General features: G+C 58.2%; 22 protein-coding genes and 2 tRNA genes. 14 read left to right on the forward strand and 10 right to left on the reverse strand.

What is annotated here, in order from left to right; all coding sequences use genetic code 11:
* Positions 1-3,191: 3,191 nt before the first annotated feature.
* The 8 genes from AAGW05_RS05395 to rpmH all read right to left on the reverse strand — a co-directional run bounded on the left by AAGW05_RS05395 (position 3,192) and on the right by rpmH (position 8,653).
* A complete protein-coding gene (locus AAGW05_RS05395; RefSeq protein ID WP_411803451.1) occupies positions 3,192-4,196 on the reverse strand; it encodes a ParB/RepB/Spo0J family partition protein in 1,005 nt (334 codons plus the stop codon).
* An 84-nt stretch (positions 4,197-4,280) separates the two neighbouring features.
* Complete coding sequence (locus AAGW05_RS05400; RefSeq protein ID WP_411803496.1) at positions 4,281-5,294, reverse strand: ParA family protein; 1,014 nt, start codon at positions 5,292-5,294, stop codon at positions 4,281-4,283.
* Positions 5,295-5,409: 115 nt separating this feature from the next.
* Positions 5,410-6,048, reverse strand: coding sequence for a 16S rRNA (guanine(527)-N(7))-methyltransferase RsmG (rsmG, locus tag AAGW05_RS05405; RefSeq protein ID WP_411803452.1), 639 nt, complete (start codon positions 6,046-6,048; stop codon positions 5,410-5,412).
* Positions 6,049-6,134: 86 nt separating this feature from the next.
* On the reverse strand, positions 6,135-6,662 hold the full coding sequence (locus tag AAGW05_RS05410) for a protein jag (RefSeq protein ID WP_411803453.1): 528 nt from the start codon (positions 6,660-6,662) through the stop codon (positions 6,135-6,137).
* On the reverse strand, positions 6,662-7,624 hold the full coding sequence (gene yidC / locus AAGW05_RS05415; protein WP_411803454.1) for a membrane protein insertase YidC: 963 nt from the start codon (positions 7,622-7,624) through the stop codon (positions 6,662-6,664). The genes AAGW05_RS05410 and yidC overlap by 1 nt, the downstream gene beginning before the upstream one ends.
* Positions 7,625-7,642: 18 nt before the next feature.
* Complete coding sequence (gene yidD, locus AAGW05_RS05420; RefSeq protein WP_411803497.1) at positions 7,643-8,035, reverse strand: membrane protein insertion efficiency factor YidD; 393 nt, start codon at positions 8,033-8,035, stop codon at positions 7,643-7,645.
* Complete coding sequence (rnpA, locus tag AAGW05_RS05425; RefSeq protein WP_411803455.1) at positions 8,035-8,460, reverse strand: ribonuclease P protein component; 426 nt, start codon at positions 8,458-8,460, stop codon at positions 8,035-8,037. Before rnpA ends, yidD begins: the two co-directional genes overlap by 1 nt.
* Before the next feature lie 55 nt (positions 8,461-8,515).
* Entirely contained in the window at positions 8,516-8,653 is a 138-nt protein-coding gene (rpmH, locus tag AAGW05_RS05430) for a 50S ribosomal protein L34 (RefSeq protein WP_044569795.1), read from the reverse strand.
* Between the two features lie 556 nt (positions 8,654-9,209).
* On the opposite strand from rpmH, the gene dnaA reads away from it, so the two are divergent.
* The 12 genes from dnaA to AAGW05_RS05490 all read left to right on the forward strand — a co-directional run bounded on the left by dnaA (position 9,210) and on the right by AAGW05_RS05490 (position 22,206).
* Positions 9,210-10,682 carry a chromosomal replication initiator protein DnaA gene (gene dnaA, locus AAGW05_RS05435; RefSeq protein WP_411803456.1) on the forward strand — a complete coding sequence of 491 codons (1,473 nt, stop codon included), beginning with the start codon at positions 9,210-9,212 and terminating at the stop codon, positions 10,680-10,682.
* A 465-nt stretch (positions 10,683-11,147) separates the two neighbouring features.
* Positions 11,148-12,272 carry a DNA polymerase III subunit beta gene (gene dnaN / locus AAGW05_RS05440; protein ID WP_411803457.1) on the forward strand — a complete coding sequence of 375 codons (1,125 nt, stop codon included), beginning with the start codon at positions 11,148-11,150 and terminating at the stop codon, positions 12,270-12,272.
* Positions 12,273-12,336: 64 nt separating this feature from the next.
* A complete protein-coding gene (gene gnd / locus AAGW05_RS05445) occupies positions 12,337-13,224 on the forward strand; it encodes a phosphogluconate dehydrogenase (NAD(+)-dependent, decarboxylating) (RefSeq protein WP_411803458.1) in 888 nt (295 codons plus the stop codon).
* 21 nt (positions 13,225-13,245) lie between these two features.
* The gene (gene recF / locus AAGW05_RS05450) at positions 13,246-14,493 is read left to right on the forward strand and encodes a DNA replication/repair protein RecF (protein ID WP_411803459.1); all 1,248 of its coding nucleotides are present in this window, start codon (positions 13,246-13,248) and stop codon (positions 14,491-14,493) included.
* A 112-nt stretch (positions 14,494-14,605) separates the two neighbouring features.
* Positions 14,606-15,076: a DUF721 domain-containing protein gene (locus AAGW05_RS05455; RefSeq protein ID WP_411803498.1), complete on the forward strand. Its 471-nt coding sequence runs from the start codon at positions 14,606-14,608 to the stop codon at positions 15,074-15,076.
* 428 nt (positions 15,077-15,504) lie between these two features.
* Positions 15,505-17,478 carry a DNA topoisomerase (ATP-hydrolyzing) subunit B gene (gene gyrB / locus AAGW05_RS05460; RefSeq protein WP_411803499.1) on the forward strand — a complete coding sequence of 658 codons (1,974 nt, stop codon included), beginning with the start codon at positions 15,505-15,507 and terminating at the stop codon, positions 17,476-17,478.
* A gap of 71 nt (positions 17,479-17,549) precedes the next feature.
* The gene (gyrA, locus tag AAGW05_RS05465) at positions 17,550-20,195 is read left to right on the forward strand and encodes a DNA gyrase subunit A (protein ID WP_411803460.1); all 2,646 of its coding nucleotides are present in this window, start codon (positions 17,550-17,552) and stop codon (positions 20,193-20,195) included.
* Entirely contained in the window at positions 20,192-20,740 is a 549-nt protein-coding gene (locus tag AAGW05_RS05470; protein ID WP_411803461.1) for a DUF3566 domain-containing protein, read from the forward strand. The genes gyrA and AAGW05_RS05470 overlap by 4 nt, the downstream gene beginning before the upstream one ends.
* A gap of 133 nt (positions 20,741-20,873) precedes the next feature.
* Positions 20,874-20,947 (forward strand) — tRNA-Ile (locus AAGW05_RS05475).
* 37 nt (positions 20,948-20,984) lie between these two features.
* Positions 20,985-21,104 (forward strand): DLW-39 family protein, encoded by a 120-nt coding sequence (locus AAGW05_RS05480; RefSeq protein ID WP_411803462.1) that lies wholly within the window; start codon positions 20,985-20,987, stop codon positions 21,102-21,104.
* Positions 21,105-21,143: 39 nt separating this feature from the next.
* A tRNA-Ala gene (locus AAGW05_RS05485) sits at positions 21,144-21,219 on the forward strand.
* Between the two features lie 105 nt (positions 21,220-21,324).
* Complete coding sequence (locus AAGW05_RS05490) at positions 21,325-22,206, forward strand: DMT family transporter (RefSeq protein WP_411803463.1); 882 nt, start codon at positions 21,325-21,327, stop codon at positions 22,204-22,206.
* Between the two features lie 72 nt (positions 22,207-22,278).
* Here AAGW05_RS05490 and AAGW05_RS05495 read toward each other — a convergent pair whose 3' ends face one another.
* Positions 22,279-23,238, reverse strand: a complete 960-nt coding sequence (locus tag AAGW05_RS05495) for a hypothetical protein (RefSeq protein ID WP_411803464.1) — start codon at positions 23,236-23,238, stop codon at positions 22,279-22,281.
* A gap of 137 nt (positions 23,239-23,375) precedes the next feature.
* Here AAGW05_RS05495 and AAGW05_RS05500 point away from each other — a divergent pair, with 137 nt between their 5' ends.
* Positions 23,376-23,918 carry a peptidylprolyl isomerase gene (locus AAGW05_RS05500; protein ID WP_411803465.1) on the forward strand — a complete coding sequence of 181 codons (543 nt, stop codon included), beginning with the start codon at positions 23,376-23,378 and terminating at the stop codon, positions 23,916-23,918.
* Positions 23,919-24,016: 98 nt separating this feature from the next.
* A complete protein-coding gene (locus AAGW05_RS05505; protein ID WP_411803467.1) occupies positions 24,017-24,877 on the forward strand; it encodes a rhomboid family intramembrane serine protease in 861 nt (286 codons plus the stop codon).
* A gap of 33 nt (positions 24,878-24,910) precedes the next feature.
* On the opposite strand, the gene AAGW05_RS05510 is transcribed toward AAGW05_RS05505, so the two are convergent.
* The gene (locus AAGW05_RS05510; RefSeq protein WP_411803468.1) at positions 24,911-25,462 is read right to left on the reverse strand and encodes a flavin reductase family protein; all 552 of its coding nucleotides are present in this window, start codon (positions 25,460-25,462) and stop codon (positions 24,911-24,913) included.
* Positions 25,463-25,638 lie beyond the last annotated feature (176 nt).

Genomic DNA, 25,638 nt, shown 5'->3' on the forward strand with positions numbered 1-25,638 from the left:
TGCGGCGGCGACGTTCAAGCAAACCTTGGAAGAAGGACCTATTCCGCTGCTTGGGTATCTTCAGATCAAAACTTGCCTCACCAGGTGTCAACGCCACGCGCCAGCCCCGATGAACGCGATGCCCTCAGCTTCGCTGAGTCGTTGTCACGCGGTTTCAACGAGCGTTGAAATGGTTTTGCTCGCTATTTACCTTTCATGACGACCCGGGTCTTCTCGCAAAAGTGCTGCACTCAGCCGGGCCTATTGTTCCCATGGCTCCTGCGCACCACAGCAGGTCACGCTTTATGCTTTCCCACCTGATCTTTCCAGCTGTCTACCGAGACCGCTTCGAACGTGGCTGAGCCCCACAAGTTGCTCAACCAAACAATATCGACCCGTTTCGGTCCAAGCGCAGACGTCGAACCAACGCATCAGCAGCACGATCTGAGGCTTCGATGCTCACTGTGGAACGGTGAATGTCGCAATATCTTTGGCCCCGCCACAGGCAATTCTCCCGATGCCATAATGTTGGCAACGGGCCAAGGCTGAACTGCCTTCGTTCGTGGTTACCCGCGACCTGACCCAAGTCAAGCACCCAGCGATGCTCGGCCGCATTCTCAGAACAGGCAGGCCTTCAAAATTCACGCGTCGGTCGCTTGTCTGGTCTAAGCTTCGCTTGCAAGCTCTCACGGCATGGCGAGAGAGAAAATAATCTGTTGGTGGCCAGTTCAAGTTGGCCGTGCCTGATCAACTGCGAGGATGAACCCGTTCGCAATGTGTCGGCACGAGCACCGTCAGGCTTGCCGTCGTCGGCATTCATGAACGTCGCAGGAGTAGAAGGGCGCTGGAACTCAAGAGGCCCACAACTGCGTTCGCGCCGTCTGCCGTCATCGCCTTCTTGCTGCCGCTGACTGATCTGGATAGGGATTTTTGGCCACGTGCGCAGTACTTAGGAGGGGCCAGGGTTCTGGCTGGTCATCGTCCCAACCGGCAAGTCCGGGGCACCGCTCCGCTAACGCGCGAGCTCGACGGCACAGTAGACTTCCTTGCCCGCGCTAGGGATCGAGACAGTGTCAGGGTGACCGTTCCATAGTTCGCGCATACCCTGATGGTCACCACTCGACTGCAATGGTCAACCCATTGAAGGCGTCGGTGTACTTGGCTGAGTGATCGAAAAGCATACGAATCTGGGAGTGGAGGAGGACTTTACCCGGTCGAATTCGCCCTTCGGGTGCACCGATTCCTCTTTTCGCCTGTAGGCGCGATATGTGGCCATACGCGATATCCTTGTCAGGACACTCTGGGCCGCGAATGGCTGTTGCAACTGACGCCCGGCATGGTCTTAAGTACGTATTGACCTGAGTGTCCCTCCCCTCATCAACCGCGCAACGTCGACGCCGTCCATGACAGCTCACCACCGCGTTGATATTATGAACGTTGTCCGTGACCCAGCGCCTTGGCCTGCCTCTTCGGCGAAGTTCCGTGCAGCCAACTAGGAAGCACGGAACGACTGCCATTTTGATGAGTTCCAGCAATACCACGGAATCTTCGCCGCCACCTCTGGGACAAGAATCGTTTGGGCTGCCTCGTACGACAGCTTCAATTGTCGGCATTTTCACCGCTACACTGCTGCAATTTCATGCAGATATGCCCCTGGTGATACCACCCGGCCAGTGGCGACTCAAAAGTTGTTCCTGTTCCACGTGAAACATCTGCGCCTTCGGGGTGGGGTCACCGACCGCAAGTACCGCTCCTGAAGGTCATGATGGCGATAGGTGAATCATCTAACTCCGGGAAGGAGGGTTCACGGCCGCAGGCCGTTCCCCTTGCTAGCGGGTATCTTGGCTTCACTCCGTACTTGGCATTGTCTCCCATTGTGCAGGTTCCAAGTAGTCGATTCCGTCGCGATGTGAGCAGATGTTTCTGTGCATGCTCCCTTGGAAAGCGGTTCCGTTTCACGTGAAACGCTTTCAAACTAGCAAGGTAGACGGACAGATCTGCCAGAACGCTTTCGCCTCAGACTCTCAGGCATGACTCAATTCGGGGAAGTAGGATTTGTCCTGTTCTCTCCCCGCAGAAGCTCTCTACCATCCCCACGTGGCGACCATCTTCTGGTGTCTCCACTCGCAGCCACCCCTCGCTTCCCGTCGATTAGCGGAACTCTAAAGGGTGTGCCGTCGCATCAAACGCTTCGCCTGCGCATCTACTTGCGTCCCTCGTTGACAGTGGTCGTCGCCAGGTTCTCGTAGTATCCGATACACGGCCCAGGGGTGGCCAGGCTCGGCATTTACGTCTCATGAGGCAGGCTCAGGCAGGCTCAGAAGGGCTCAGTTGGGCTCAGATGGGCTCAGATGGGCTCAGCTGCAGACTACAGGCCGGGTCCGCGGTATATCGGAAGCTGGTCAGCACAGTGGGCCCTCGTTCGTGACCGCGGAATGCCACGTACAGAGCCCTCGGCGAGTACCGGTCAGGTGAAGACCAAGCTTCACCTGGACTGCCCAGCCAGACCGGACAGGCCGGACGCACCGGATAAATCTTGAGATCTGACAATATGCGCGAACTGCGTCAACTACCTAGTAAGGAGGTGTTTCACGTGAAACGTCTCGTCACTTAGATGACGCCAAGAACAGCCCGCCCATGAAGTGATGACACAGAAACCGTGGAGAATGACATCCGAACCCAATCCCCCTACCACGCCCGTTGGGCCACTCCTGGTCGATTCTGACTGCAGGTGGTAGTGAACCTGCGGTTGACTCACGCGTGCGGACTGCACCCGCGGCAGCTGATGCGTCAACGGGTGCCTCCACCAATTAAGTTGAACTAAAATGCAGATCGATGGAGGTCCCGTACTGTGTCACCAAGTAGTATCCGCCTAGAGGCAGGCTGAACCCGAACAGTCAGGAAACTCGTCCACACCAAAAAGCCACGCGTTGATCATGACATCACCGGACCGACCCCGCAAAGCCGTGCATGGGGAAATAATCTGGTCACCACCGCTCAAGGATCACCGGACAAAAGATCATCCAGTTTGAGGCGGCTCCGCCTGAAATCGAAGATTCACTCCCGTAGGCATGATTTGAGGGTGCGTTGACTGCGGATCATGAATAATACCAATTCTCATTTTGTCGCTTAGGATCATTCCAGGAGAACTTACTTTAAGCCACAAGTGGCGGTGTTTCACGTGAAACACCGCCACTGTATTGTTGACTCAGCTATTTGCCGTCGGGGCTCAACACTTCCATGATCCGGTTAAGGTCTTCAACCGATGCGAATTCGATGCTGACCTTGCCTTTGCGGGCGCCCAAGGAAATCTTAACGTTGGTGTCTAAACGATCAGCCAATGAGCTGGCCAGAAAGTCCAAGCGCTCATGACGCGGGCTTGGCGTCTTGGCCGCAGGCTTCTGCCCACTCAGGGGTGCGTGATAGAGCTGGACAGCTTCCTCGGTCGCCCTGACTGACATTCCTTCAGCAACAATCTTCTGGGCCAGTTGCTCCATGGATGCTGCATCCGGCAATGCCAACAGCGCACGCGCATGGCCGGCCGACAAGACACCGGCAGCCACACGTCGTTGCACGACGGCAGGCAGCTTCAGGAGTCGCAAGGTATTGGACACCTGGGGACGTGAACGACCGATACGGTCGGCCAGCTGTTCGTGCGTGGTGCCAAAGTCTTCTAGGAGCTGCTGGTATGCGGCTGCCTCTTCCAGGGGATTCAGCTGGCTGCGGTGCAGATTCTCAAGAAGCGCGTCACGGAGAAGGTTGTCGTCAGTCGTTTCACGGACAATGACGGGGATGGTTTCCAAACCAGCAGCCTGGCTGGCCCGCCAACGCCGTTCACCCATGACCAATTCATAGGGCTGATCGCCCTTTTCGGTGGACTTTCGTACAACGATGGGCTGAAGAACACCGATTTCGCGAACCGAGTGAACCAATTCGGCCATATCGTCTTCGTCAAAGACGCTACGCGGCTGTTTCCGGTTCGGGTGGATCGTTCCGACAGGCAATTCCATGAAGGTGGCGCCGGGAACCTCAACAAGCTCAACGACAGGCACCTTCTTGGCTGTCCTGGCCGGTGCAGCCTCTGGATTGCGTCCCTTGGGCTCTGGGAAGAAGAGGTCCACTGGCCGCGTCGGCAGCGAAGAACCCGTCTCATCGCCCGAAGAGTTGGGAATCAAGGCGCCCAAACCACGACCAAGACCCCTGCGCTTGTCAGTCATTGAGACATCCTCCGTCGAATGAACCCCAACACTGGGGTCTGATGAACTTCATTGAAAAATATAAAGTGCGCGCGGCACTGACTACTAGAATACAGACCGCTCAGCAAGCTCAGCAGCAGCCTCCAGGTATGACAACGCACCCGTCGAGGACGGGTCATAGGTCATAACCGTTTGTTGGTAGCTGGGCGCCTCCGAGATCCTCACGGACCTCGGAATCAAGGCCTGAAGCACCTGCTGCGGGAAATGTTCACGAACATCAGCAGCCACATGCGCGGCCAAGTTGGTGCGTCCGTCGTACATGGTCAACAGGATGGTTGACACAACGAGGTCGGAATTAAGGTGCTTTTGAATCATCTCGATGTTCTTCAACAGCTGGCTCAAACCTTCGAGTGCATAATACTCGCACTGGATGGGGATCATCACTTCGTTGGCTGCGCAGAAGGCGTTGACCGTCAGGAGGCCGAGGCTGGGCGGGCAGTCAATGAAGATGAAGTCGAGGCGCGGCAAGCCGTTCTTTTCGCGGTACCGCACATATTCGTCGATGGCTCGGCGGAGTCTTTGCTCACGCGCAACCAGCGAAACTAGTTCAATTTCTGCTCCAGCAAGGTGGATCGTCGCCGGTGCGCAGTACAAATTATCAATGTCAGGGCACTTGGCCACGACGTCCGCCATGGCGAAATCATTGATAAGAACGTCATAAATGCTATCGATTTCCGCGTGGTGGGGAACGCCCAATGCCGTCGACGCGTTGCCCTGGGGGTCGATGTCGATAACCATCACCTGCAGGCCGGCCGATGCGAGCGCCGCGGCGACATTCACTGTCGTCGTGGTTTTTCCCACGCCGCCCTTTTGGTTCGCAACGGTCAATATGCGCGTGCGTGTGGGTCGCGGAAGGCTGCGTCCCAGGAGGCGTGCGCGCCGTTTGGTCTCGCTGACAAGCTGGCTGGCAATGGGGCTACTGTCGTCGAAGTCATTGTCCAATGGGCTCACTGCACTCGATTCCGTTTCACGTGAAACATTCAAGTCAGTTCCTGTATTGGAATAACCAACCAATTTCGGTTGATTTGAGGCATTCGAACGTGCCGATCCCAGGGTCATGAACGGAGGGATCCGTTGCGAAGCTGCTTCGCTACTGGTCACGCTGACACTCTCTCTTTCCTGTGGCGATGGTTGCCAACCTCTAGCCTATCGGTACGAACCCACAGCAATGGGATCAGCGCCGCTTCACCTTTACGCGAACGACAGTTGTGGGCTCCTCCAAGACCTCCTGACCGGCCACCAGCACCTCGGTGAGGTAGCCACCAAGATTCCTGATGGTCTTGCCAGCGGTGGCGATTTCCTCTTCGGCACTGCGTCCCTTGATTGCCAGAAGCTCGCCCTCGCCGCCCAGAAGCGGGATCGTCAGCGGGGCCAAAGTCTTTAGGGCAGAGACCGCACGGGCGGTCACAACCGAGCACTCAACCTTGCCAATGGCCGCTTCGGCGCGTGACCGGATGATCTCCACATTGGAAAGGCCTAGGTCCATGACCACTTCTTCAAGCCACGTGACGCGGCGCTCCAGCGGCTCAATGAGGGTCAGGTAAAGGTCGGGACGCGCAATGGCCAGGCAGAGCCCCGGAAGGCCGGCGCCGCTGCCCACGTCGGCAACCTTGGCGCCGTCGTCAATCAATTCTGCAACAACGGCACAGTTCAACACGTGCCGGCTCCACAGCCGGGGAACTTCCCGGGGACCGATCAGTCCGCGTTCAATTCCCGAGGTCGCCAGGTGTTCCACGTAGCGTTTGGCCAGATCAAGCCGATCACCAAAGATACGCTCCGCCGCGACGGCTTCTTGAGCTGTAAGTTCAACCACTTGTTTTGTGTCCTCTAACCCGACGTCCCGGCCACTCCCCTCAGGCAGTGGCCGGGACAAATTGGAAACTTTCCCTGCAGCGTGCGCTATTGCGCAGCTGTCACCACGATGTGGCGTTTGGCGCCTTCACCCTCGGATTCGGATTCGAATCCGAGCTCGGCGATCGCGTCGTGCACAATCTTGCGTTCGTAGGCGCCCATGGGATCGAGCGCAACTGACTCGCTGCCTAATGTGATCTGCTCGGCTGCGTCTTTGGCGATCTTGGCCAATTCGACGTTCCTGCGATCGCGGTAGCCCGAAATATCTAGGACCAGGCGTGAACGGCTCTCGGTTGCCGAGAGCACACTCAAGCGCGTCAGTTCCTGCAGCGCATCCAAGACTTCGCCGTCTTGGCCGACCAGGTTCTGGAGTGAATCTGTTTCCTCGTCGGTGACAATGGAAATGTAGGTGCGTCCATTGCGGACCTCAATGTCAATATCTCCATCGATATCGGCAATGTCCAGCAGTTCCTCGAGGTAGTCGGCTGCGATGTCGCCTTCCTCTTCCAGACGGCTGGCACCGGTGGCCACGGGGGCTGTTGCTTCCTCAGGGACAAGCTGCATTTCTTCAGGCATTATTTCTTCTTCCTGTTCTTGCGTTGTGGCTGGTTCCGCTGGCCCTTGAGCTCAGGAATTTCTTCGACAACTTCCTCGAACTTCTTCTTTGAAGCGCCGAGCAGCGGCAGGCCCTTGGCCTCGCGGCGTTTCTGGTACTCCCTGTAAGCGGGCGAGCCGGGGGTGGGCATGCGGCGGATCACGAAGAACTGCTGGCCCATGGTCCACAGGTTGGTGGTGGTCCAGTAGATCAGGACACCGATGGGGAAGTTCACGCCACCAATACCGAAGACCAGCGGCAGCACGTACAGCATCATCTTCTGCTGCTTCATGAACGGGCCCTGCATGGCTTCTTCAGACATGTTCTTGGACATGATCTGCTTCTGCGTGATGAACTGCGAGGCGATCATGGCAATAATCATGACGATTGAGAGCGCCGCAATGGCGAAGGTCAGGTTTCCGGCTTGGAAGGACGGCAGGAGAGCATCGGAAAGCTGGGCGCCAAAGATCGTGGCGTTGTCGAACTGCATGACCTGGGCAGAGTTCATGGCCCCAATGGTGGTGCCGGTGCTGGCAGCCTTGGAAACCCCTGAAAGTACCTGGAACAGGGAGAAGAAGAACGGCATCTGGATCAGCATGGGCAGGCATGCGGAGAACGGGTTGGTGCCGTGCTCCTTGTACAGAGCCATCTGTTCCTGGCCCATGGCCTGACGGGACAGCTGGTCGGTCTTGCCCTTGTACTTGGCCTGGAGCTTCTTCATATCCGGCTGCAATGCCTGCATGCCTCGCTGTGCCTTGATCTGCTTGACAAACACAGGAATCAAGGCAGCACGGATGACCAGTACCAGGCCGATGATGGACAGTGTCCATGTGATGCCTGAGGCAGCATCCATCCCCAGGAAGGTCAGAACATCATGGAAGGCAACCATGATCCATGAGACAACCCATTTGAAGGGGAACAGAATTGTGTTGAAGAAGCCCATATTTCTTTATCTATCTCCTCAAACCGCTTTGCGGCTTTGTGATGCCTGTTGCTTGGCCAGAAATACATCCGGGTGGTTCAGCTGGACAATGAGGGGCACCGTGGAAGGGTCATCCCAATTAACATTGGCCGGTGAAGGTACCGGATCCAGCCCGCCTGCACTCCAGGGATGGCAGCGCACGACCCTGCGTGCAGCAAACCAACTGCCCTTGACGGCGCCGTGAACGGTCACAGCTTCCAGTGCATAGGCCGAACATGACGGAAAAAACCGGCACACCTGCCCATATGTGGGTGAGATGACGCGCCGGTACATTTTCAAAACGATAATAAGAATATTGCGGGGAAAATGCCACAAGAAACGCACGACGACGGCATGCCAGCCGTGTGCGCGGCGTTGCGTTTGTGATGGGATCACAAAGCATCTTCTCCTTTTGACACGTGAACCTTGTCTACTGCAGGTGCTGGTGCCACCGGCGAAGGGTTTTCCACCTTCCCGTGAAGACGGGAAGAAGCCGTGGAAAATGCCTTGCGATAGTCCGTGACAAGCTCACTGTAGGAAGCGTCGGAGGAAACGGGCAGGGCCCGCACCACCACGTTGATTCCATGAGGTCGCTGTCTGATCGTTTCGACAACTATTTCCCGCAGTCTCCTCTTAACGAGATTGCGGGTCACAGCGTTCCCAACGGTCTTCGCCACGATGAACCCAACCTGGCTGGGTTCATCCGGAGAAGTGGACACCATATATAACACTAAGTTCCGGCGTCCATTGCGGACGCCGGAACGTACAGTATGTGAGAAGTTGGCGGAAGTCCGCATTCTATTCTTGGTGGCCAGCACCTTGCGATCAACCGCTACTTCACTAAGGCTCGACGAATCGTCAAGCAGTTATTGTTTAGGCCGACAGCTCTACGCGACCCTTGGTGCGACGGGCGGCCAAAATGGCGCGGCCTGCACGGGTGCGCATACGAAGGCGGAAGCCGTGCTTCTTGGCACGACGGCGGTTGTTCGGCTGAAAAGTCCGCTTGCTCACGGTAGTTACTCCAAGACAATCAAAGATGCGCCTTGCCCGTAGCTAAGAAAGGGGTCGACGCTAAGTTTATGGATGCCCGCTTCTCGCTTCTCTATTACAAGAAGCGCACGCAAGAGCGCAAAGCAGACACATGGGACTTCACAACGTTAGGTCATTTAAGGGCGCTGAGTCAAACGAAGGATCCGAGGAGGGAACGCCTGGACCGGGATTTTGGGGGGACTTTTCCCCGTTTGGGGCAAGTCGCAGATATCCCTATGCTTCATCCACAGCTGTGCACAACCCCGTGGACAATACCTGTGGATGGACCGCATTTACCCACAGCCCTGTGATATTTATCCACAAGGGCTTTCCCTCGCTATCTTCTGGCGTTTTCATCCTCTAGGCTAAGCCCGTAGCAAGTTATCCACGTCTGTGCATAACTCTGTGGATTACTGCAATTTGACGCCTACCCGCGGGTACAAACCATGACCCTGCGTTGTGTAATGGAAGTCACGGCAGTGTGAACGCAAAAACAAACATTCCGGCACACCAGCCGGTAGTAAGGACGGAACGGTCGATGAGCACTGAGGACATCAATGACGTTGGAAGTTCCTGGCGGCGTGTCATCAGGATTCTGGAGCAGGATGAACGGGTCTCCCCCCGTCAGCGCGGTTTTGTCGTCCTTACCCAGCCTCAGGGTTTGATTGGGAACACCCTTCTGGTGGCTGTTCCCAACGAACTGACCCGCGAGGTCCTGCAAAATCAGCTCAGCACCGCGCTCAATGACGCCCTGGGCCAGGTCTTTTCCGAAGAAATCAGCTGTGCTTTCAGCGTCAATGCGGACCTAGTCCCTCCTGCCAAGGAGGACGAGCCGGCTACCGCACCGGTTGTCGTGCGCGCAGAACGTTCCGATCTCATTGAACATTCATCCCGCATCGAGCGCACCGATCGCATCGAACCGGCGGAAAACATCTCCAAGCCTTCCCCGATGCTGCCCAGCACATCCCAGGAGTTCGGCCGGCTAAACCCCAAGTACGTCTTTGACTCCTTTGTCATTGGCTCATCCAACCGGTTCGCTCATGCAGCCGCCGTCGCCGTTGCCGAAGCGCCGGCCAAGGCCTACAACCCGTTGTTCATTTACGGCGATTCCGGCCTGGGCAAAACGCACCTGCTGCACGCCATCGGCCACTATGCTCGACGCCTGTACACCGGGATTCGTGTTCGGTACGTGAATTCCGAGGAGTTCACGAACGACTTCATCAACTCCATCCGCGACGACGAAGGTGCCAGCTTCAAGCAGCTTTACCGCAATGTGGACATCCTGCTCATTGATGACATCCAGTTTTTGGCGAACAAGGATGCCACCCAGGAAGAGTTCTTCCACACCTTCAACGCACTGCACAACCACAACAAGCAGGTCGTCATCACCTCCGACCTTCCCCCCAAGCGGCTTCAGGGCTTTGAGGAGCGCATGCGTTCACGTTTTGAGTGGGGCCTGTTGACGGATGTCCAGCCGCCGGAACTTGAAACCCGCATCGCGATTTTACGCAAAAAGGCCATCGGGGAGGGCCTTTCGGCCCCCGATGACGCCCTTGAGTACATTGCATCCAAGATCTCCACGAACATTCGTGAGCTCGAAGGCGCCTTGATCCGTGTCACCGCGTTCGCCAGCCTGAACCGCCAGCCGGTGGATGTCGGCCTGGCCGAACTGGTGCTCAAGGACCTCATTACCGACGACGGCGCACAGGAGATCACCTCAACAGCGATTCTCGGGCAGACGGCGGCCTACTTCAACATTTCCCTTGAAGAACTCTGCAGCAAATCACGTACACGGACCTTGGTGACGGCCCGGCAGATCGCCATGTACCTGTGCCGGGAGCTGACTGACATGTCCCTTCCCAAAATTGGGCAGGAATTCGGTGGGCGCGATCACACAACAGTGATCCACGCAGACCGGAAGATCCGGGAGTTGATGGCAGAACGACGGGCCATCTACAACCAGGTGACGGAACTGACCAACAAGATCAAGCAGCAGCAGCGCGAAGGGTAATCCGCGCAGCGGATTAAAAAAATTGAGAAATTAACAGGTGTGGATAAGCCTGTGGATGACCGGGGTACAAACCCCTTCTTCCTGCGGATAACTCCCCGGTCACCTGTGGATCATTAAATCCACCCAAAAAGTTCTCCACTCCTCCCCACAGCCGCAAGCGGTCCGTCCCCACAGGCTGTGCACAGGCAACTTCGGCGGAACCACGTGGTCCAGGTCAGTTATCCACAGTATCCACAGGACTTATTAACACTACGAACTACAAGAATTATTCGTTTCAAAGAACATTTGTTTTCCCCCCGTCCAGCCCATCCCAAGATGCTTAGACCGATGCCCAAATGGGCAGATCAAGGGGCTAAGCTGTCTCCAAGCATGTAATTCCAACCTTGGTGCGTTCCGTCCACGACGGAGGGGCGTCCAGGAACGCAAAACCAAAATTTTTCGCACCATGAAAGGCGGCACCCTTCCGTGAAGTTCCGAGTCGAACGGGATGTTCTGACCGAAGCAGTCAGCTGGGCCGCACGATCCTTGTCACCCCGCCCTCCCGTGCCCGTGCTTTCAGGTCTTTTGTTGAAGGCCGAAGCGGGAACGGTGAGCCTGGCCAGTTTTGACTATGAGATCTCAGCGCGCCTGCAAATTCCGGCTGATATTTCCGAAGAGGGCACCATCCTGGTTTCCGGCCGACTGCTGGCCGACATTTGCCGCAGCCTGCCGGCGGCTCCCGTTGACGTTGAAACCGACGGCACCAAAGTCACCCTGACCTGCCGCAGCAGCCGGTTCCACCTGGCCACAATGCCTGTCGCTGACTATCCGGAATTGCCGGCCCTTCCAGAAATCAGCGGAACTGTCGACGGCGAAGCGTTCGCCCAGGCCGTGTCCCAGGTCATCATCGCCTCCAGCAAGGACGACACACTGCCTGTTCTCACAGGCGTGAAGATGGAAATTGAAGGCGACCTCATCACGTTGCTTGCAACTGACAGGTACCGGCTGGCCCTTCGTGAAATTCGTTGGAACCCCACCTCACCCAACATTTCCGCGGGTGCATTGGTCAAGGCCAAGACTCTCAGTGAAGTCGCCAAGACCCTTGGCAGTTCCGGAAACATCAACATTGCCCTCTCCGGCAACAGCGAACTGATTGGTTTCGAAAGCGGCGGACGGCGGACCACCTCATTGCTGGTGGATGGGGACTACCCCAAGATCCGATCGCTGTTCCCGGACACCACGCCAATCCACGCAACGGTTGAGACCAGTGTGCTGGCTGAAGCTGTTCGCCGCGTTTCCCTCGTTGCCGAACGCAACACCCCTGTCCGTTTGATTTTCACCGACGGCCAACTCACCCTTGACGCAGGTACAGGTGAAGATGCCCAGGCTTCCGAGAACCTTGAAGCCTCACTCGTTGGCGATGAGATCACGGTTGCTTTCAACCCGCACTACCTCAGTGAAGGTTTGAGCGCTTTTGACAGCAAATACGTCAGGTTCTCTTTCACATCGGCACCCAAGCCGGCCATGCTCAGTGCCCAGGACGAAATCGACGGCGAACGCCGCGATGAATATCGCTACCTGGTCATGCCGGTGAGGCTGCCCAACCAGTAGCCTTCAAGCAACAGCAGCTGCCTCCCCACAATCAGCACCCAACCCACGGAAAAGAGCTACGCACGTGCATATTGGACTCGTTGGACTTGGCAAAATGGGCTTCAACATGAGGGCCCGCCTCAGGGACGCCCGAATTGAGGTCACGGGGTTTGACCAAAACCCCGAGGTAAGCGATGTTGCGTCATTGGCTGAGTTGGTTGCCGCTGTTCCCGCACCCAGGCTCATCTGGGTCATGGTGCCTTCAGGAAACATCACATCCTCCGTCATCACCAGCCTGTCTGACCTGCTTGAACCGGGAGACCTGCTCATTGACGGCGGAAACTCACGCTTCACCGAGGACCAAAAACACGGTGAAATGCTGGCCTCAAAGAGCATTGGATTCATGGATGTTGGCGTTTCCGGCGGGGTCTGGGGCCTGAAAAACGGCTACGGACTGATGGCAGGTGGTTCGGAGGAAAACGTCGCCCGGGCACTTCCGGTCTTGGATGTGCTCCGTCCGGAGGGAGACCGCGCCGACAGTTTTGTCCATGTTGGTGATATCGGCGCAGGCCACTACGCCAAGATGGTCCACAACGGCATCGAGTATGGCCTGATGCAGGCTTATGCCGAGGGGTACGAGCTGCTGGTGAAAAAAGACATCATCCAGGACCTGCCAGGAACCTTCCGTGCATGGCAAAAGGGAACGGTTGTCCGCTCCTGGCTGCTGGACCTGATGGTCAAGGCCCTCGACGAGGATCCGGGACTTGAATCCATTGATGATTACGTTGAGGATTCCGGTGAAGGACGATGGACCGTGGAAGAGGCCATTGCCAACGCGGTTCCGGCACCTGCCATCACTGCAGCACTTTTCGCCCGCTTCTCCTCACGTGAAGATAACTCACCGGCCATGAAAATGGTCTCGGCACTGCGCCATCAATTTGGTGGTCATGCCACAAAACCTGCAGGTTCCTAGCGGTGGATAAATACCGGCCCCATGTATCTTGAACATCTTTCCCTGACGGATTTCCGCAGTTATGCCCAGGTCGATCTGACGCTGGGCCCAGGCGTCACCGTGCTCGTTGGCTCCAACGGTCTAGGCAAAACCAATCTGGTGGAATCCATTGGCTACCTGTCAACTCTTTCCTCCCACAGGGTGAGCAGTGACGGACCGTTGCTGCGTTTTGGCACCGAGCAGGCGCTGATCCGCGCCCAGCTGGTGCGCGGCGGACAAAAAGTCATGGTTGAAGTTGAAGTCAATGCGACCCGGGCCAACCGGGCGCGGATCAACCGGGCCAACCCCGTCCGCGCCCGGGATGTCCTTGGCCTGTGCCGCACGGTCCTTTTTGCACCTGAGGATCTGGCGCTGGTCAAGGGTGACCCGGGCAATCGGCGTCGTTTTCTTGATGATCTGCTGGTGGTGCTGCTTCCACGGCATGCCGGCACCCGCAGCGATTATGACCGCGTGCTCAAACAGCGCAATGCCCTACTGAAATCCGCGCGTTCTCAGCATTTTTCCCGCACCGGCGTCTCCGAAACACATCTTGCAACCCTGGATGTGTGGGATATGCACCTGGCTGTTGTGGCCGCTAATTTGCTCGCGGCAAGGCTTGATCTACTCAACAGGCTGCGCCCCCACATGGCCGAGGCCTATGCACAGCTGACCGACGGGTCAAAGCTTCTGCGCGCGATTTACCGCAGCAGCCTCGATGGTCCGGCCTCCCAGGTCCAGTCGGGAATGTACGACGCCGAATTCCCCGACACCCTCGGGGAACCGGCCAGTGGGGCTGCTTCAGACGGGCAGGACCTGCCTGATCTTTCACTGTGCACGGTTGAGGAACTCACCGAAAAATACCGGGTTGAACTGGTGCAGTCCAGGACGCGCGAGCTGGAACGCGGAATGTCGCTGGTCGGGCCGCACCGGGACGAGCTGGACCTTCTTTTGGGCCAGGCGCCCGCCCGCGGCTACGCCTCACACGGGGAATCCTGGTCCATTGCTCTTGCGCTGCGGCTTGCCTCGTTCCATGTGCTTGATGAAGACAGGCACGTGGCGGGAAACCAGCCAATCCTGATCCTCGACGATGTTTTTGCTGAACTTGATGCCCAAAGACGCCGCAAGCTTGCCCTGATGGTCGCCTCGGCGGAACAAGTCCTGGTGACGGCGGCCGTGGGCGAGGACATACCCGAGGAATTGTCGGGCTCAACCGTCCAGGTGATTCCTGGCGGAGTGATTCCCGATGAGTGAGCAGCCCCCGGGCTTTTCAAATACTGATCCAACCGGCCAAAAACACCGCAAGGAAGCGGCGGACAACGACCATACAACGGAAATTGATGCCGCGCAGGCGGCATTGAACCGCATGCGTCGGATTGCCAAAAGCCGCGGGGAGTTGCGGATCCCGCGGAACCGTCTGGGTGAGAAACCCGCAACGAAGGGGAACCGGAAACCCTTTCTCGATGCCAAATATGGCGGTGGCAGGGACCCCCAGGGACTGGGGAACGTCGTCAGCAGACTGGTGTCAGACCGCGGTTGGAGCTCCCCCCTGGCTGTTGGATCCGTCATGTCCCAATGGGACACCCTGGTGGGGGCGGACATCGCCGCCCACTGCAGACCTGAGAGTTTTGAAGCAACAACGTTGCATGTCAGGTGCGATTCAACCAGCTGGGCCACGCAATTGCGGCTTCTTTCGTCCTCGCTTCTGGCCAAATTTGATGTGGAACTTGGAAGGGGCGTCGTGACAAAAATCCAAGTCCTTGGGCCCGCTGCACCGAGTTGGCGCAAGGGCTTCAGGCATGTCAAGGGCCGTGGTCCAAGGGACACCTACGGATAGTCCACAACGCGCTGCAGGCGCTTTCAAACGCCGTCGGGCGTACAGCTCCTTAAAGATGGATCAACAATTGCGTCCTGTGCCGGTTTTCTGGCGTTTCAGGGCAGGTTGGGCACCCATATGGTGCCGCCGCAAGGTAGAATTGGTGTATAACCGTCTCTCTGCGGCGCTGTGCCAGCTTTTGCAGGTGCCTAGAGAGCGGTATTTATCTGCCTTCCCAGAGGAAATGACGCACTGGCATATGACAGCCGTGTGCCCGTTCCAATGTTGGCAATCGAGCTGAACAACAAGAGGGGTCGAACGCGCCTGTGACGACGAACAATTCGGATAGTGCCGTGAATCCAGAATCGGAAAACACGCAGCCAAGCGAGGTTGCAGTCACCGAAACACCTGCCGCGCCAGCCGACACAAGTCACTACGATGCCAGTGACATCACTGTTTTGGAGGGCTTGGAAGCTGTCCGCAAGCGCCCTGGCATGTACATCGGTTCCACTGGCCCCCGGGGCTTGCACCACCTGGTCTACGAAGTCGTTGACAACTCGGTGGATGAGGCACTGGCCGGATACTGCGACCACATTGACATCACGTTGACCGCCGATGGTGGTGTCAGGGTCATTGACAACGGCCGAGGTATTCCCGTTGACATCCACCCCACCGAGGGCAAGCCCACTGTTGAGGTCGTCATGACCATCCTGCACGCCGGTGGAAAGTTCGGCGGCGGTGGCTACGCCGTATCCGGTGGTTTGCACGGCGTTGGTATTTCGGTTGTCAACGCGCTGTCCCGCAGGGTCAATACGGAGATTCGCCGTCAGGGATACGTGTGGCGCATGACTTTTGCCGACGGCGGAAAGCCCCAGGGCACGCTTGTCAAGGGTGAAGTCACCAACGAAACGGGCACGACCCAAACGTTCTACCCGGACCCGGAGATCTTTGAATCGGTCGAGTTCGATTTCGAAACCCTGCGCGCGCGCTTCCAGCAGATGGCCTTCCTGAACAAGGGGCTGAAAATTACGCTCACCGACGAGCGTTCAGTTGATGCCGCACCTGACGAAGACCCCGATCTTGATGCGATCCCCGAGGGCAAGGATGTTCTCACCGGCAAGCGTGTGGTGGTCTACCAGTACAAGGACGGCCTGCTCGACTATGTCAAGCACCTGAACACGTCCAAGAAGTACGAGCCCGTCCACGAGGACGTCATTGCCTTCGAAACCGAGGATTCCTCACGGAGCATGGCTGTTGAAATCGCCATGCAGTGGACTACCTCGTTCTCGGAAAGCGTCCACACCTACGCGAACACCATCAACACGCACGAAGGCGGAACCCACGAAGAGGGGTTCCGTGCAGCCATGACGTCCTTGATCAACCGCTATGCGCGTGAGAAGAACATCATCAAGGAAAAGGATGACAACCTCACAGGGGATGACATTCGTGAAGGCCTCACGGCCGTCATATCGGTGAAGCTCTCCGAACCCCAATTTGAGGGCCAGACAAAAACCAAGCTGGGCAACTCGGAAGTCAAGGGCTTTGTGCAGCGTGTTGTTACCGATGGCCTCGGCGACTGGCTCGAGCGCAACCCCGGTCCCGCACGCGATGTCATCCGCAAGTCCATCCAGGCCTCCATGGCCCGTTTGGCTGCACGGAAGGCCAGGGAAAACACCCGCCGAAAGGGCCTGCTTGAATCCGGCGGCATGCCCGGAAAGCTTAAGGACTGCCAGTCCAAGGATCCGGCAATTTCGGAAATTTACATTGTGGAGGGTGACTCCGCAGGCGGCTCCGCCGTGCGAGGGCGCAACCCCCACACCCAGGCGATCCTGCCCCTGCGAGGAAAGATCCTCAACGTAGAGCGTGCCCGCCTTGACCGGGCCCTTGGCAACGCCGAAGTCCAAGCCATGATCACGGCCTTCGGTGCCGGCATTGGCGAGGACTTTGACGTAGCAAAGGCCCGCTACCACAAGATCGTCCTGATGGCCGATGCCGACGTTGACGGACAGCACATCACCACCTTGTTGCTGACGTTGCTATTCCGCTACATGCGCCCGTTGATTGAAAGCGGCTATGTGTACCTTGCCCAGCCGCCGCTGTACAGGATCAAGTGGTCCAATGCGGCGCACGATTACGTGTACAGCGACAAGGAACGCGACGCAGCATTGGCCGCAGGTGCAGCCGCAGGACGCCGCATCCCCAAGGACAACGGCATCCAGCGCTATAAGGGACTGGGTGAAATGGACTACACGGAACTGTGGGACACCACCATGGACCCGGCCCACCGCACACTTCTGCAGGTCACCATGGAAGACGCCGCCGAAGCAGACCAGATTTTCTCCATCCTCATGGGTGAGGACGTGGAATCACGCCGCAACTTCATCCAGCAAAACGCCAAGGACGTCAGGTTCCTCGATATCTAGGACCCGGGCAAATATAGCCCCCTAGTTATAGTTCGAGCCAGACATATATTGGGAATGGAATATATACGATTATGAGTGACGAAACACCCCAGAATCCTTCGGCGCCAACGCCGGACAACGCTGGAAATGAAGTTGTTGTTGGAACGGTCATGCACGACAAGGTTGAACAAATTGATCTCCAGGAGGAGATGAAACGTTCCTACCTTGACTACGCCATGGCTGTCATTGTGGGCCGTGCGCTCCCCGATGTCCGGGACGGCCTCAAGCCTGTCCACCGCCGCGTGCTTTACGCCATGTTTGACGGCGGATACCGCCCCGAGCGCTCGTTCAACAAGTGCGCCCGCGTGGTCGGCGAGGTCATGGGCCAGTACCACCCGCACGGTGACTCAGCCATTTACGACGCCCTGGTGCGCCTGATCCAGGACTGGACCATGCGCTACCCGCTGGCCCTGGGCCAGGGGAACTTTGGCTCACCCGGCAACGACGGTGCTGCGGCCCCGCGTTACACGGAAACAAAGATGGCCCCGCTAGCCATGGAAATGGTCAGGGACATCGACGAGGAAACCGTCGATTTCCAGGACAACTACGACGGCAAGAACCAAGAACCGACCATTTTGCCCTCGAGGTTCCCCAACCTGTTGGTCAATGGTTCCTCCGGCATTGCCGTGGGCATGGCCACCAACATTCCCCCGCACAACCTGCGGGAAGTCGCCGAGGGTGTGCAGTGGTACCTGGCCAACCCGAATGTTGGGCGTGAGGAGCTGCTCGAGGCACTCATCGAACGCGTCAAGGGCCCGGACTTCCCGACAGGTGCGCAGATCCTCGGCCGTAAGGGCATCGAGGACGCCTACCGCACGGGCCGTGGCTCCATCACGATGCGCGCGGTTGTCAACGTTGAGGAAATCCAGGGACGCACCTGCCTGGTTGTCACGGAGCTGCCCTACCAGGCCAACCCCGATAACCTTGCCATCAAGATCGCCGATCTGGTCAAGGACGGCAAGATCTCCGGCATTGCCGACCTTCGCGATGAAACATCGGGCCGTACGGGCCAGCGTTTGGTCATCGTGCTCAAGCGCGACGCCGTGGCAAAGGTTGTCCTGAACAACCTCTACAAGCACACGCAGTTGCAGGAAAACTTCAGCGCCAACATGCTTGCCATCGTTGACGGCGTGCCGCGCACGCTGCCGCTGGATGCATTCATCCGCCACTGGGTGACCCACCAGATGGACGTCATTGTCCGCCGCACCCGGTTCCGCCTGCGCAAGGCCGAGGAGGAGGCACATATCCAGCGTGCCCTTCTGAAGGCCCTCGACGCGCTCGACGCCGTCATTGCCCTGATCCGGGCCTCCTCCACCACCGAGGAAGCCCGCGACGGCTTGATGCGACTGCTGGACATTGATGAAATCCAGGCCAAGGCCATCCTTGACATGCAGCTGCGCCGCCTGGCCGCCCTTGAACACCAGAAGATCACCGACAGGCACGAAGTGCTGCTCGGGATGATAGCCGAGTTCAACCGCATTTTGGCCGATCCCGAAGTCCAGCGCGGCATTGTCAGCGATGAACTGGCAGAAATCACCGAACGCTTCGGTGATGATCGGCGCACCGAAATCATGATGGGCTACGACCCCAACATGAGCATGGAAGACCTCATTCCCGAAGAGGAAATGGTTGTCACCATCACCCGTGGGGGCTACGTCAAACGAACCCGCAGCGACAACTACCGCTCACAGCACCGCGGCGGCAAGGGGGTCAAGGGAGCAGCGCTTCGGGGCGACGACGTCGTCGAGCACTTCTTTGTGACAACCACGCACCACTGGCTGTTGTTCTTCACCAACCTCGGACGTGTGTACCGCGCCAAGGCTTACGAGCTGGTCGAGGCCGGCCGTGATGCCAAGGGCCAGCACGTTGCCAACCTGTTGGCGTTCCAGCCTGACGAGAAGATCGCACAGGTCATGGAGCTCAAGGACTACCAGCAGTCCCCGTATCTGGTCCTGGCCACCAAGAACGGCCTGGTCAAGAAGACCTCCCTCGAGGACTACGACACCAACAGGTCGGCCGGCGTCATTGCCATCAACCTGCGCGACGGCGATGAACTCGTCTCCGCCCAGCTGGTGTCTGACACCGACGATCTGCTGCTCGTGTCCCGCAAGGGCCAGTCAATCCGTTTCACGGCCAGCAACGAGGCCTTGCGGCCCATGGGACGTGCAACTTCGGGTGTCACGGGCATGAAATTCCGTGACTTTGATGAGCTGCTCTCGGCTAATGTCGTCACCGAGGATTCTTTTGTGTTTATTGTCACAGAAGGAGGCTATGCCAAGCGGACCGCTGTTGAGGAATATCGCCTGCAGGGACGAGGCGGCCTTGGCATCAAGGTTGCCAAGCTCGTGGAGGACCGCGGCGACCTCATCGGCGCCTTGATCGTCCAGGAGGATGACGAGGTTCTTGTGGTCATGGGAGGCGGCAAGGTTGTCCGCTCCGATGTCTCGGAGGTGCCGGCCAAGGGGCGCGACACCATGGGTGTCATCTTCGCCAAGCCTGACAAGAATGACCGCATCATCGGAATTGCCCGCAACAGTGAGCGCGGCCTGGAGGAAGACGAAGACCTGGAGGACACCGCCGCTGGTGAAGTGACGGGTGTTGAAGGGCTCGAAGGAAACCAACAGGTTGATGAAGTACCGTTAAACCGTAATGACGGAATAACTGGAGGTACCGATTGAGCACCAACAACCCCATCCCGCGGCCTGGTTCCGCACCAAGGGTAGGTGCCCCGGCCCGACCCGCACAGCGTCCTGCGCAGCGACCGGGCACCGCTCCGGCGGCGGCCGGAGCCTCTGCGGTAAAGCGGCCGGCGCCGAAATCACCGCCGACGCTCGTGAAGCCTGCGCCGAAGGCGAAGGCGCGCCGCGCACGCCTTCTGGTCAGCAAGGTTGACCCGTGGTCGGTGCTGAAAATGGCGTTCCTGCTCTCCGTGGCCCTTGGCATTGTCACGGTCGTGGCATCCATCGTGCTGTGGTCGGTGCTGGACACCATTGGACTGTTCGACAAGGTAAATTCCTTCATCAATGACATCCAGGGCAAGGAGGGCGGCAAGCCCTTCGACCTGCTGAGCGTTGCGTCATTGGGGCAGGTGGCGTCTTTCTCGACCATCGTCGCCGTTGTCAACGTCGTGTTGTTGACAACCCTTTCGGTCCTCTCGGCCTGGCTGTACAACATCTCTGCCACCCTTGTGGGCGGCATTGGTGTGACTCTGACCGACGACTAACAGCTGGTTCACCGCACAACCAGCACCAAAAATTCCTTGAATCGGCGGGTCTTTTAGACTCCGAGACCCGCCGATTTTGAACTTTGGGATTCTGTGGGGTAATGTTTTGTCTCGGCCCGGTGAGGGTCACTGAGGGCGTATAGCTCAGGCGGTTAGAGCGCTTCGCTGATAACGAAGAGGTCCCTGGTTCAAGTCCAGGTACGCCCACGGAACCGGTTGGTTCTTGTTTGAAGGATGGTGTGCAGTGAAGAAGTTGCTGATATTGGTAACGGTTTTGGCTGGTGCAATTTTCTTGAATAAGAAATGGCGGGAATCCAAAGTTGTGAAGACAGCGTGGAGCAAGGCAACGGATTCAGTAAATTGAATCTTTTACCAAGTTTCATATATACTAAATGAGCATTATGGGGGCATGGCGCAATTGGTAGCGCACCTGCTTTGCAAGCAGGGGGTTCGGGGTTCGAGTCCCCGTGCCTCCACCATAAGAAGAGAATCCCGGTCCTTTGGACCGGGATTCTTTTTGTTTGACCGCTGGGGCTTTGATGGGTGTGGGGTGGCAGCTGTTGCCGGTGCCCTAGGCTTGTACGGTGATATTTTTTCTGGCCGTAGTGGGCATTCTGGGTGTTTCGGCCTCGGGCCCCATCATGGCGGCCACGATGGCGCCCGCACTGACCATTGCGCTGTGGCGCAACGTTTTCGGGGCGCTCGTGCTTGGAACGCCGGCACTGATCAAAAGCCCCGGCTTCCTGGCGTCCCTGACCCGGCAGGAAGTGAAATTCACTGCTATTGCCGCAACGGCCCTGGCGTTCCACTTCGCCTGCTTTGTCACGTCCGTGAAATTGACAAGCGTTGCGGCCGCAACGGCCCTGGTATGCCTTCAGGCTGCCTGGATAGCCCTGTTCCAGTGGCTGCGGGGAGCCAAGCCGCCCAGGCCCGTCCTGATGGGCCTGGGAACGGCACTTGTCGGCGTCGTCGTCATCACGGGCTTCGACATCGGCGTTTCCCGCGAAGCGCTCATCGGTGATCTCCTGGCCCTGGCGGGAGGCGCCCTGGCGGCCATGTACACGCTGGCCGGGTCAATGGCACGGAAAACCCTCTCAACTAGCGTTTACTCCAGCCTTTGCTACACGCTCTGCTCGCTGATCCTGCTCGTGCTGTGCCTGGTGTTCGGCCAGCCATTGGTCAACATCCCCCCGGAGGCCTGGTGGGGCATTGTGGGCGTGACGGTGGCCGCGCAGATATTCGGGCACACCATCTTCAATTACCTGCTGGCCACCATCTCTCCGCTGGTTGTCTCAATGATGATCCTGCTGGAGATTCCCGGGGCAGCCATCCTGGCAGGAATTTTCCTGCACCAGGAGTTGCCGGCAGGCACGTATGTGGGGTTGGCCCTGATTCTCGGCGGCCTCGCCATCGTGATCCTTCGGCAGGGGCGCAGCGGCATCAGGAAGAAGACGGCGCCGCAATAAGCCAGTGAAGCAACAAGGAAGGCCGGGATCCCGCGGGATCCCGGCCTTCCTTGTGAAAAATGGAGCTGAGCTTTATTTCTTGGGCTCCGTGGGCTTCGGCTTTGGTGCTTCATCTTTGAGTTCGTCGACAACCGCATCCTTGGCGTGCTTTGCTGCCTCCTTGACATCGGTGGCTGCCTTGGAAACGGATTTATCCACAGCCTCGGCGGTTTCCTCGGCCTTCTCTTCCGCGGCGTCGGCGGTTTCCTCGGCCTTGGTGGGTGCTTCCTCGTCTACAGCGACGGTGGCCGGAACTGGAGAGGGAAGTGGAGCCTCCGCCGGGGCAACGGGTGCCGGTGTCTTCCAAGGGTCCTGGACAGGCTTGGAGGCCTTCCACGCGGCCACGCCGGCAGCCGCAGCCGCAACCAGCACGCCCACAACGATCCAGCCCTTTCCTGACTTCTTGTCCTTCTTGGCCGCCTTCTTCAACTCATCCGCGAGCTTCCGGGCTGTTTCGGCCGCGGCCTTCTCTGCCTTGGCCAGTGCCTTCTTGTTGCCAGTCAGCCTGGCTGCGGCAATTTCCATCTGGTGCGAGTTCCTTGCCCTGTCCATGGCGGTTTCGACTGCCTGGGCGGCATCCCCGAGCTTATCCGAGAACAGGGGAATGAACTCCTGCACCACCTTGTCCTTGGCGGAGGTGATGGCCGGACCCGTCCTGTCCAGGGCGTCCTGGATGTGAGGGGTTGCCTCATCAACGGCATTGGAGATGCGCGGCGCCAGCTTTTCCAGGCCGTCCTGGAGCATCGGTGCCACGGCTGCGACGCCGTCGGCCGTGTACTGTGCAGCCCTGCGCAAGCCGTCCTGAACAATCGGGGATGCGTGCTCAATGCCTTTTTCGATGCGTGGAACAGCCCAGCCCAAGGCTGCTTCCATGCGGGGCGCAGTCCAGTCCCGGGCGGTTTCCACATGGGGTGCGGCCCAATCAGCGGCAGTTTGCACGCCAGAATTCAGTGAGTCTTCCAAACCTTGGGTAAAGCGGTCAGCCTTCTTCACGTTTCCTCCAAATATCAGCAGTTTCAAGTTTCAGCCTACGTCCACAACTGGCACCACACTATCCCTTGCCAGTTCGCCCGGCGCGGAATGAACCGCCTTATCAGAAATTTCCCACCTGGGCGTGGCAGAATATCGCCATGACTGCTATCCCAACCGCAAAAGCAACTATCAACACCAGCCTTGGCGACATCGTGGTGAACCTCTTCGGTAACCACGCTCCCAAGACAGTGGCCAACTTCGTTGGTCTCGCCACCGGCGAGATCGAGTGGACCCACCCGGGCACCGGCGAGAAGACCACCGCACCGTTGTACAACGGCACCATCTTCCACCGCATCATCAAGGACTTCATGATCCAGGGCGGCGATCCCCTAGGCCGTGGAATTGGTGGCCCCGGCTTCCAATTCGACGACGAGATCAACCCTGACCTGAACTTCAACGACCCCTACAAGTTCGCCATGGCCAACGCCGGCATCCAGGGCGGTCGTGGAACCAACGGTTCACAGTTCTTCATCACCACGGTGAACACCTCCTGGCTGCAGGGCAAGCACACCATCTTCGGTGATGTCACTGATGAGGCCTCCAAGGCAGTTGTCGACGCCATTGAAGGCGTTGCGACCGGAGCGGGCGACAAGCCGCGCGAGGACGTTGTCATCAACTCCGTCACCGTCGAGCAGCTCTAACCAAAACCTGCTTTCCCAGTTTCACGGCTTCGGCCGCCGGGCCCGCATGGATCCGGCGGCTGAAGCCTTCCTTGTATTTTCTATTGAGGACCCAATCGATGAGTTCGCCTTACACGATTCCGGGATCTGCCACCGGAGCCCCCGTCTGCCCGCGCCACCCCGACCGCGTCACCTATGTGAGCTGCCAGCGGTGTGGCCGGCCAACGTGCCCTGAATGCCAGCGCAGCGCGGCCGTGGGCGTCCAGTGCGTGGATTGTGTCCAGCAGGCCAACAAGGCGGTGCCTTCCAGACGCACCATTTTCGGCGGGGTCGCCCGTGCCGGCCGCCCCATGGTCACCATCACCATGATGGTCATCTGTGTTGCGGCCTACGCCCTTGATCTGGCGATCCCAAATGGCTTCATCTTTCAAAACTTTGCCTACGCCCCGTTCCTGACGGAGTCTGAGCCGTGGCGGATGGTGACCTCGGCGTTCTTGCACTCAACGGACTTCCTGCACATCGCATTCAACATGTATGCGTTGTGGATCCTTGGAAATGCCCTTGAACCGGCTTTTGGCCGTGGCCGTTTCCTGGCCGTTTACCTCGTGAGCGCGTTCGCCGGTTCCGTGGGCGTCCTTCTGCTCTCCCCCATCGACACTGCGGTGGTTGGCGCTTCAGGCGCCGTCTTCGGCTTATTTGGCGCCCTTTTTGTGGCGCAGAAGAAGCGGGGCGGGGACGTGCGCCAGATCCTGGTGCTGCTCGCCATCAACGCCGCCCTCGGATTCATCATCCCCAACATTGCCTGGCAGGCACACCTCGGCGGCTTGATCGCAGGCGCCCTGTGCGCAGTGGCAATTGCCTACGCCCCGGCCAAAAACCGCAACTTGATCCAATGGGGCGGCATTGCGGCCGTCGTGGTCATTCTCGTTGCCCTGACCGTCTATAAGGTCTCGACCTTCCCCGCCTTCATCCTCGGATAACTTCCAGGACGCACTACTGATGCACCGGCGACACTACGGCCTGAGCCGGCGGTAGTCTCCTCCGTAATGGATCAAGGGGGACAAGTCCCTCGTCCAAGACGCGTCCTCCCCCATAGATACCACCTTGCCCACCACCAACATGTGAGTGGCGGCCTCATGGATGGCAGTGGTTTCCACCTCGAAAAAGGCCAACGCTCCTGCAATGACAGCGTTCCCTGTGGCTGGCCCGCGCCTGAAATCGATTTGGCTGAGCAGCCCCTCGATGGGGGTTCCCGGACTGGCAAGCCAGTTTGCAGCGGCCTTTTGCTCTGCCGTGAGCAGTGACAATGCCCATGACTTGGACTCGGCCACTGCCAGCGCAATCCGTGATTCCGCATAGAGGCTCACCAGCAATGTCGGGGGGTCATAGGACACTGACAGGTAGGCGCTCACAGTGGCTGCGTGGTCACGGTTGCGGAGCACAGTGCTGATGACGGCCACACCGCTGGCATGTTCTGCACTAAGACGGCGATATTCGTCAATTTGATCCCGGGTGGGCACCTGTGGGAAAACCCTGTTGACTTCAAGTGAGTCGGCTAGTTCCATGACCTCATCGTCGCACGTATGGACAGTTATCCACAGTACTGTCCACATATGGGCATAACTTACAGAGCTGTAGTTCTAGTAGTTCCATTGTCGTCGTACACGTACTTATCCCCAAGGTTGTGCACAGTGGGTATAACTTACACACATGTAATTCCACAGCTGTGGATTACTTTCTT

It is taken from the genome of Arthrobacter sp. LAPM80 (assembly GCF_046736435.1).
Lineage (GTDB): Bacteria > Actinomycetota > Actinomycetes > Actinomycetales > Micrococcaceae > Specibacter.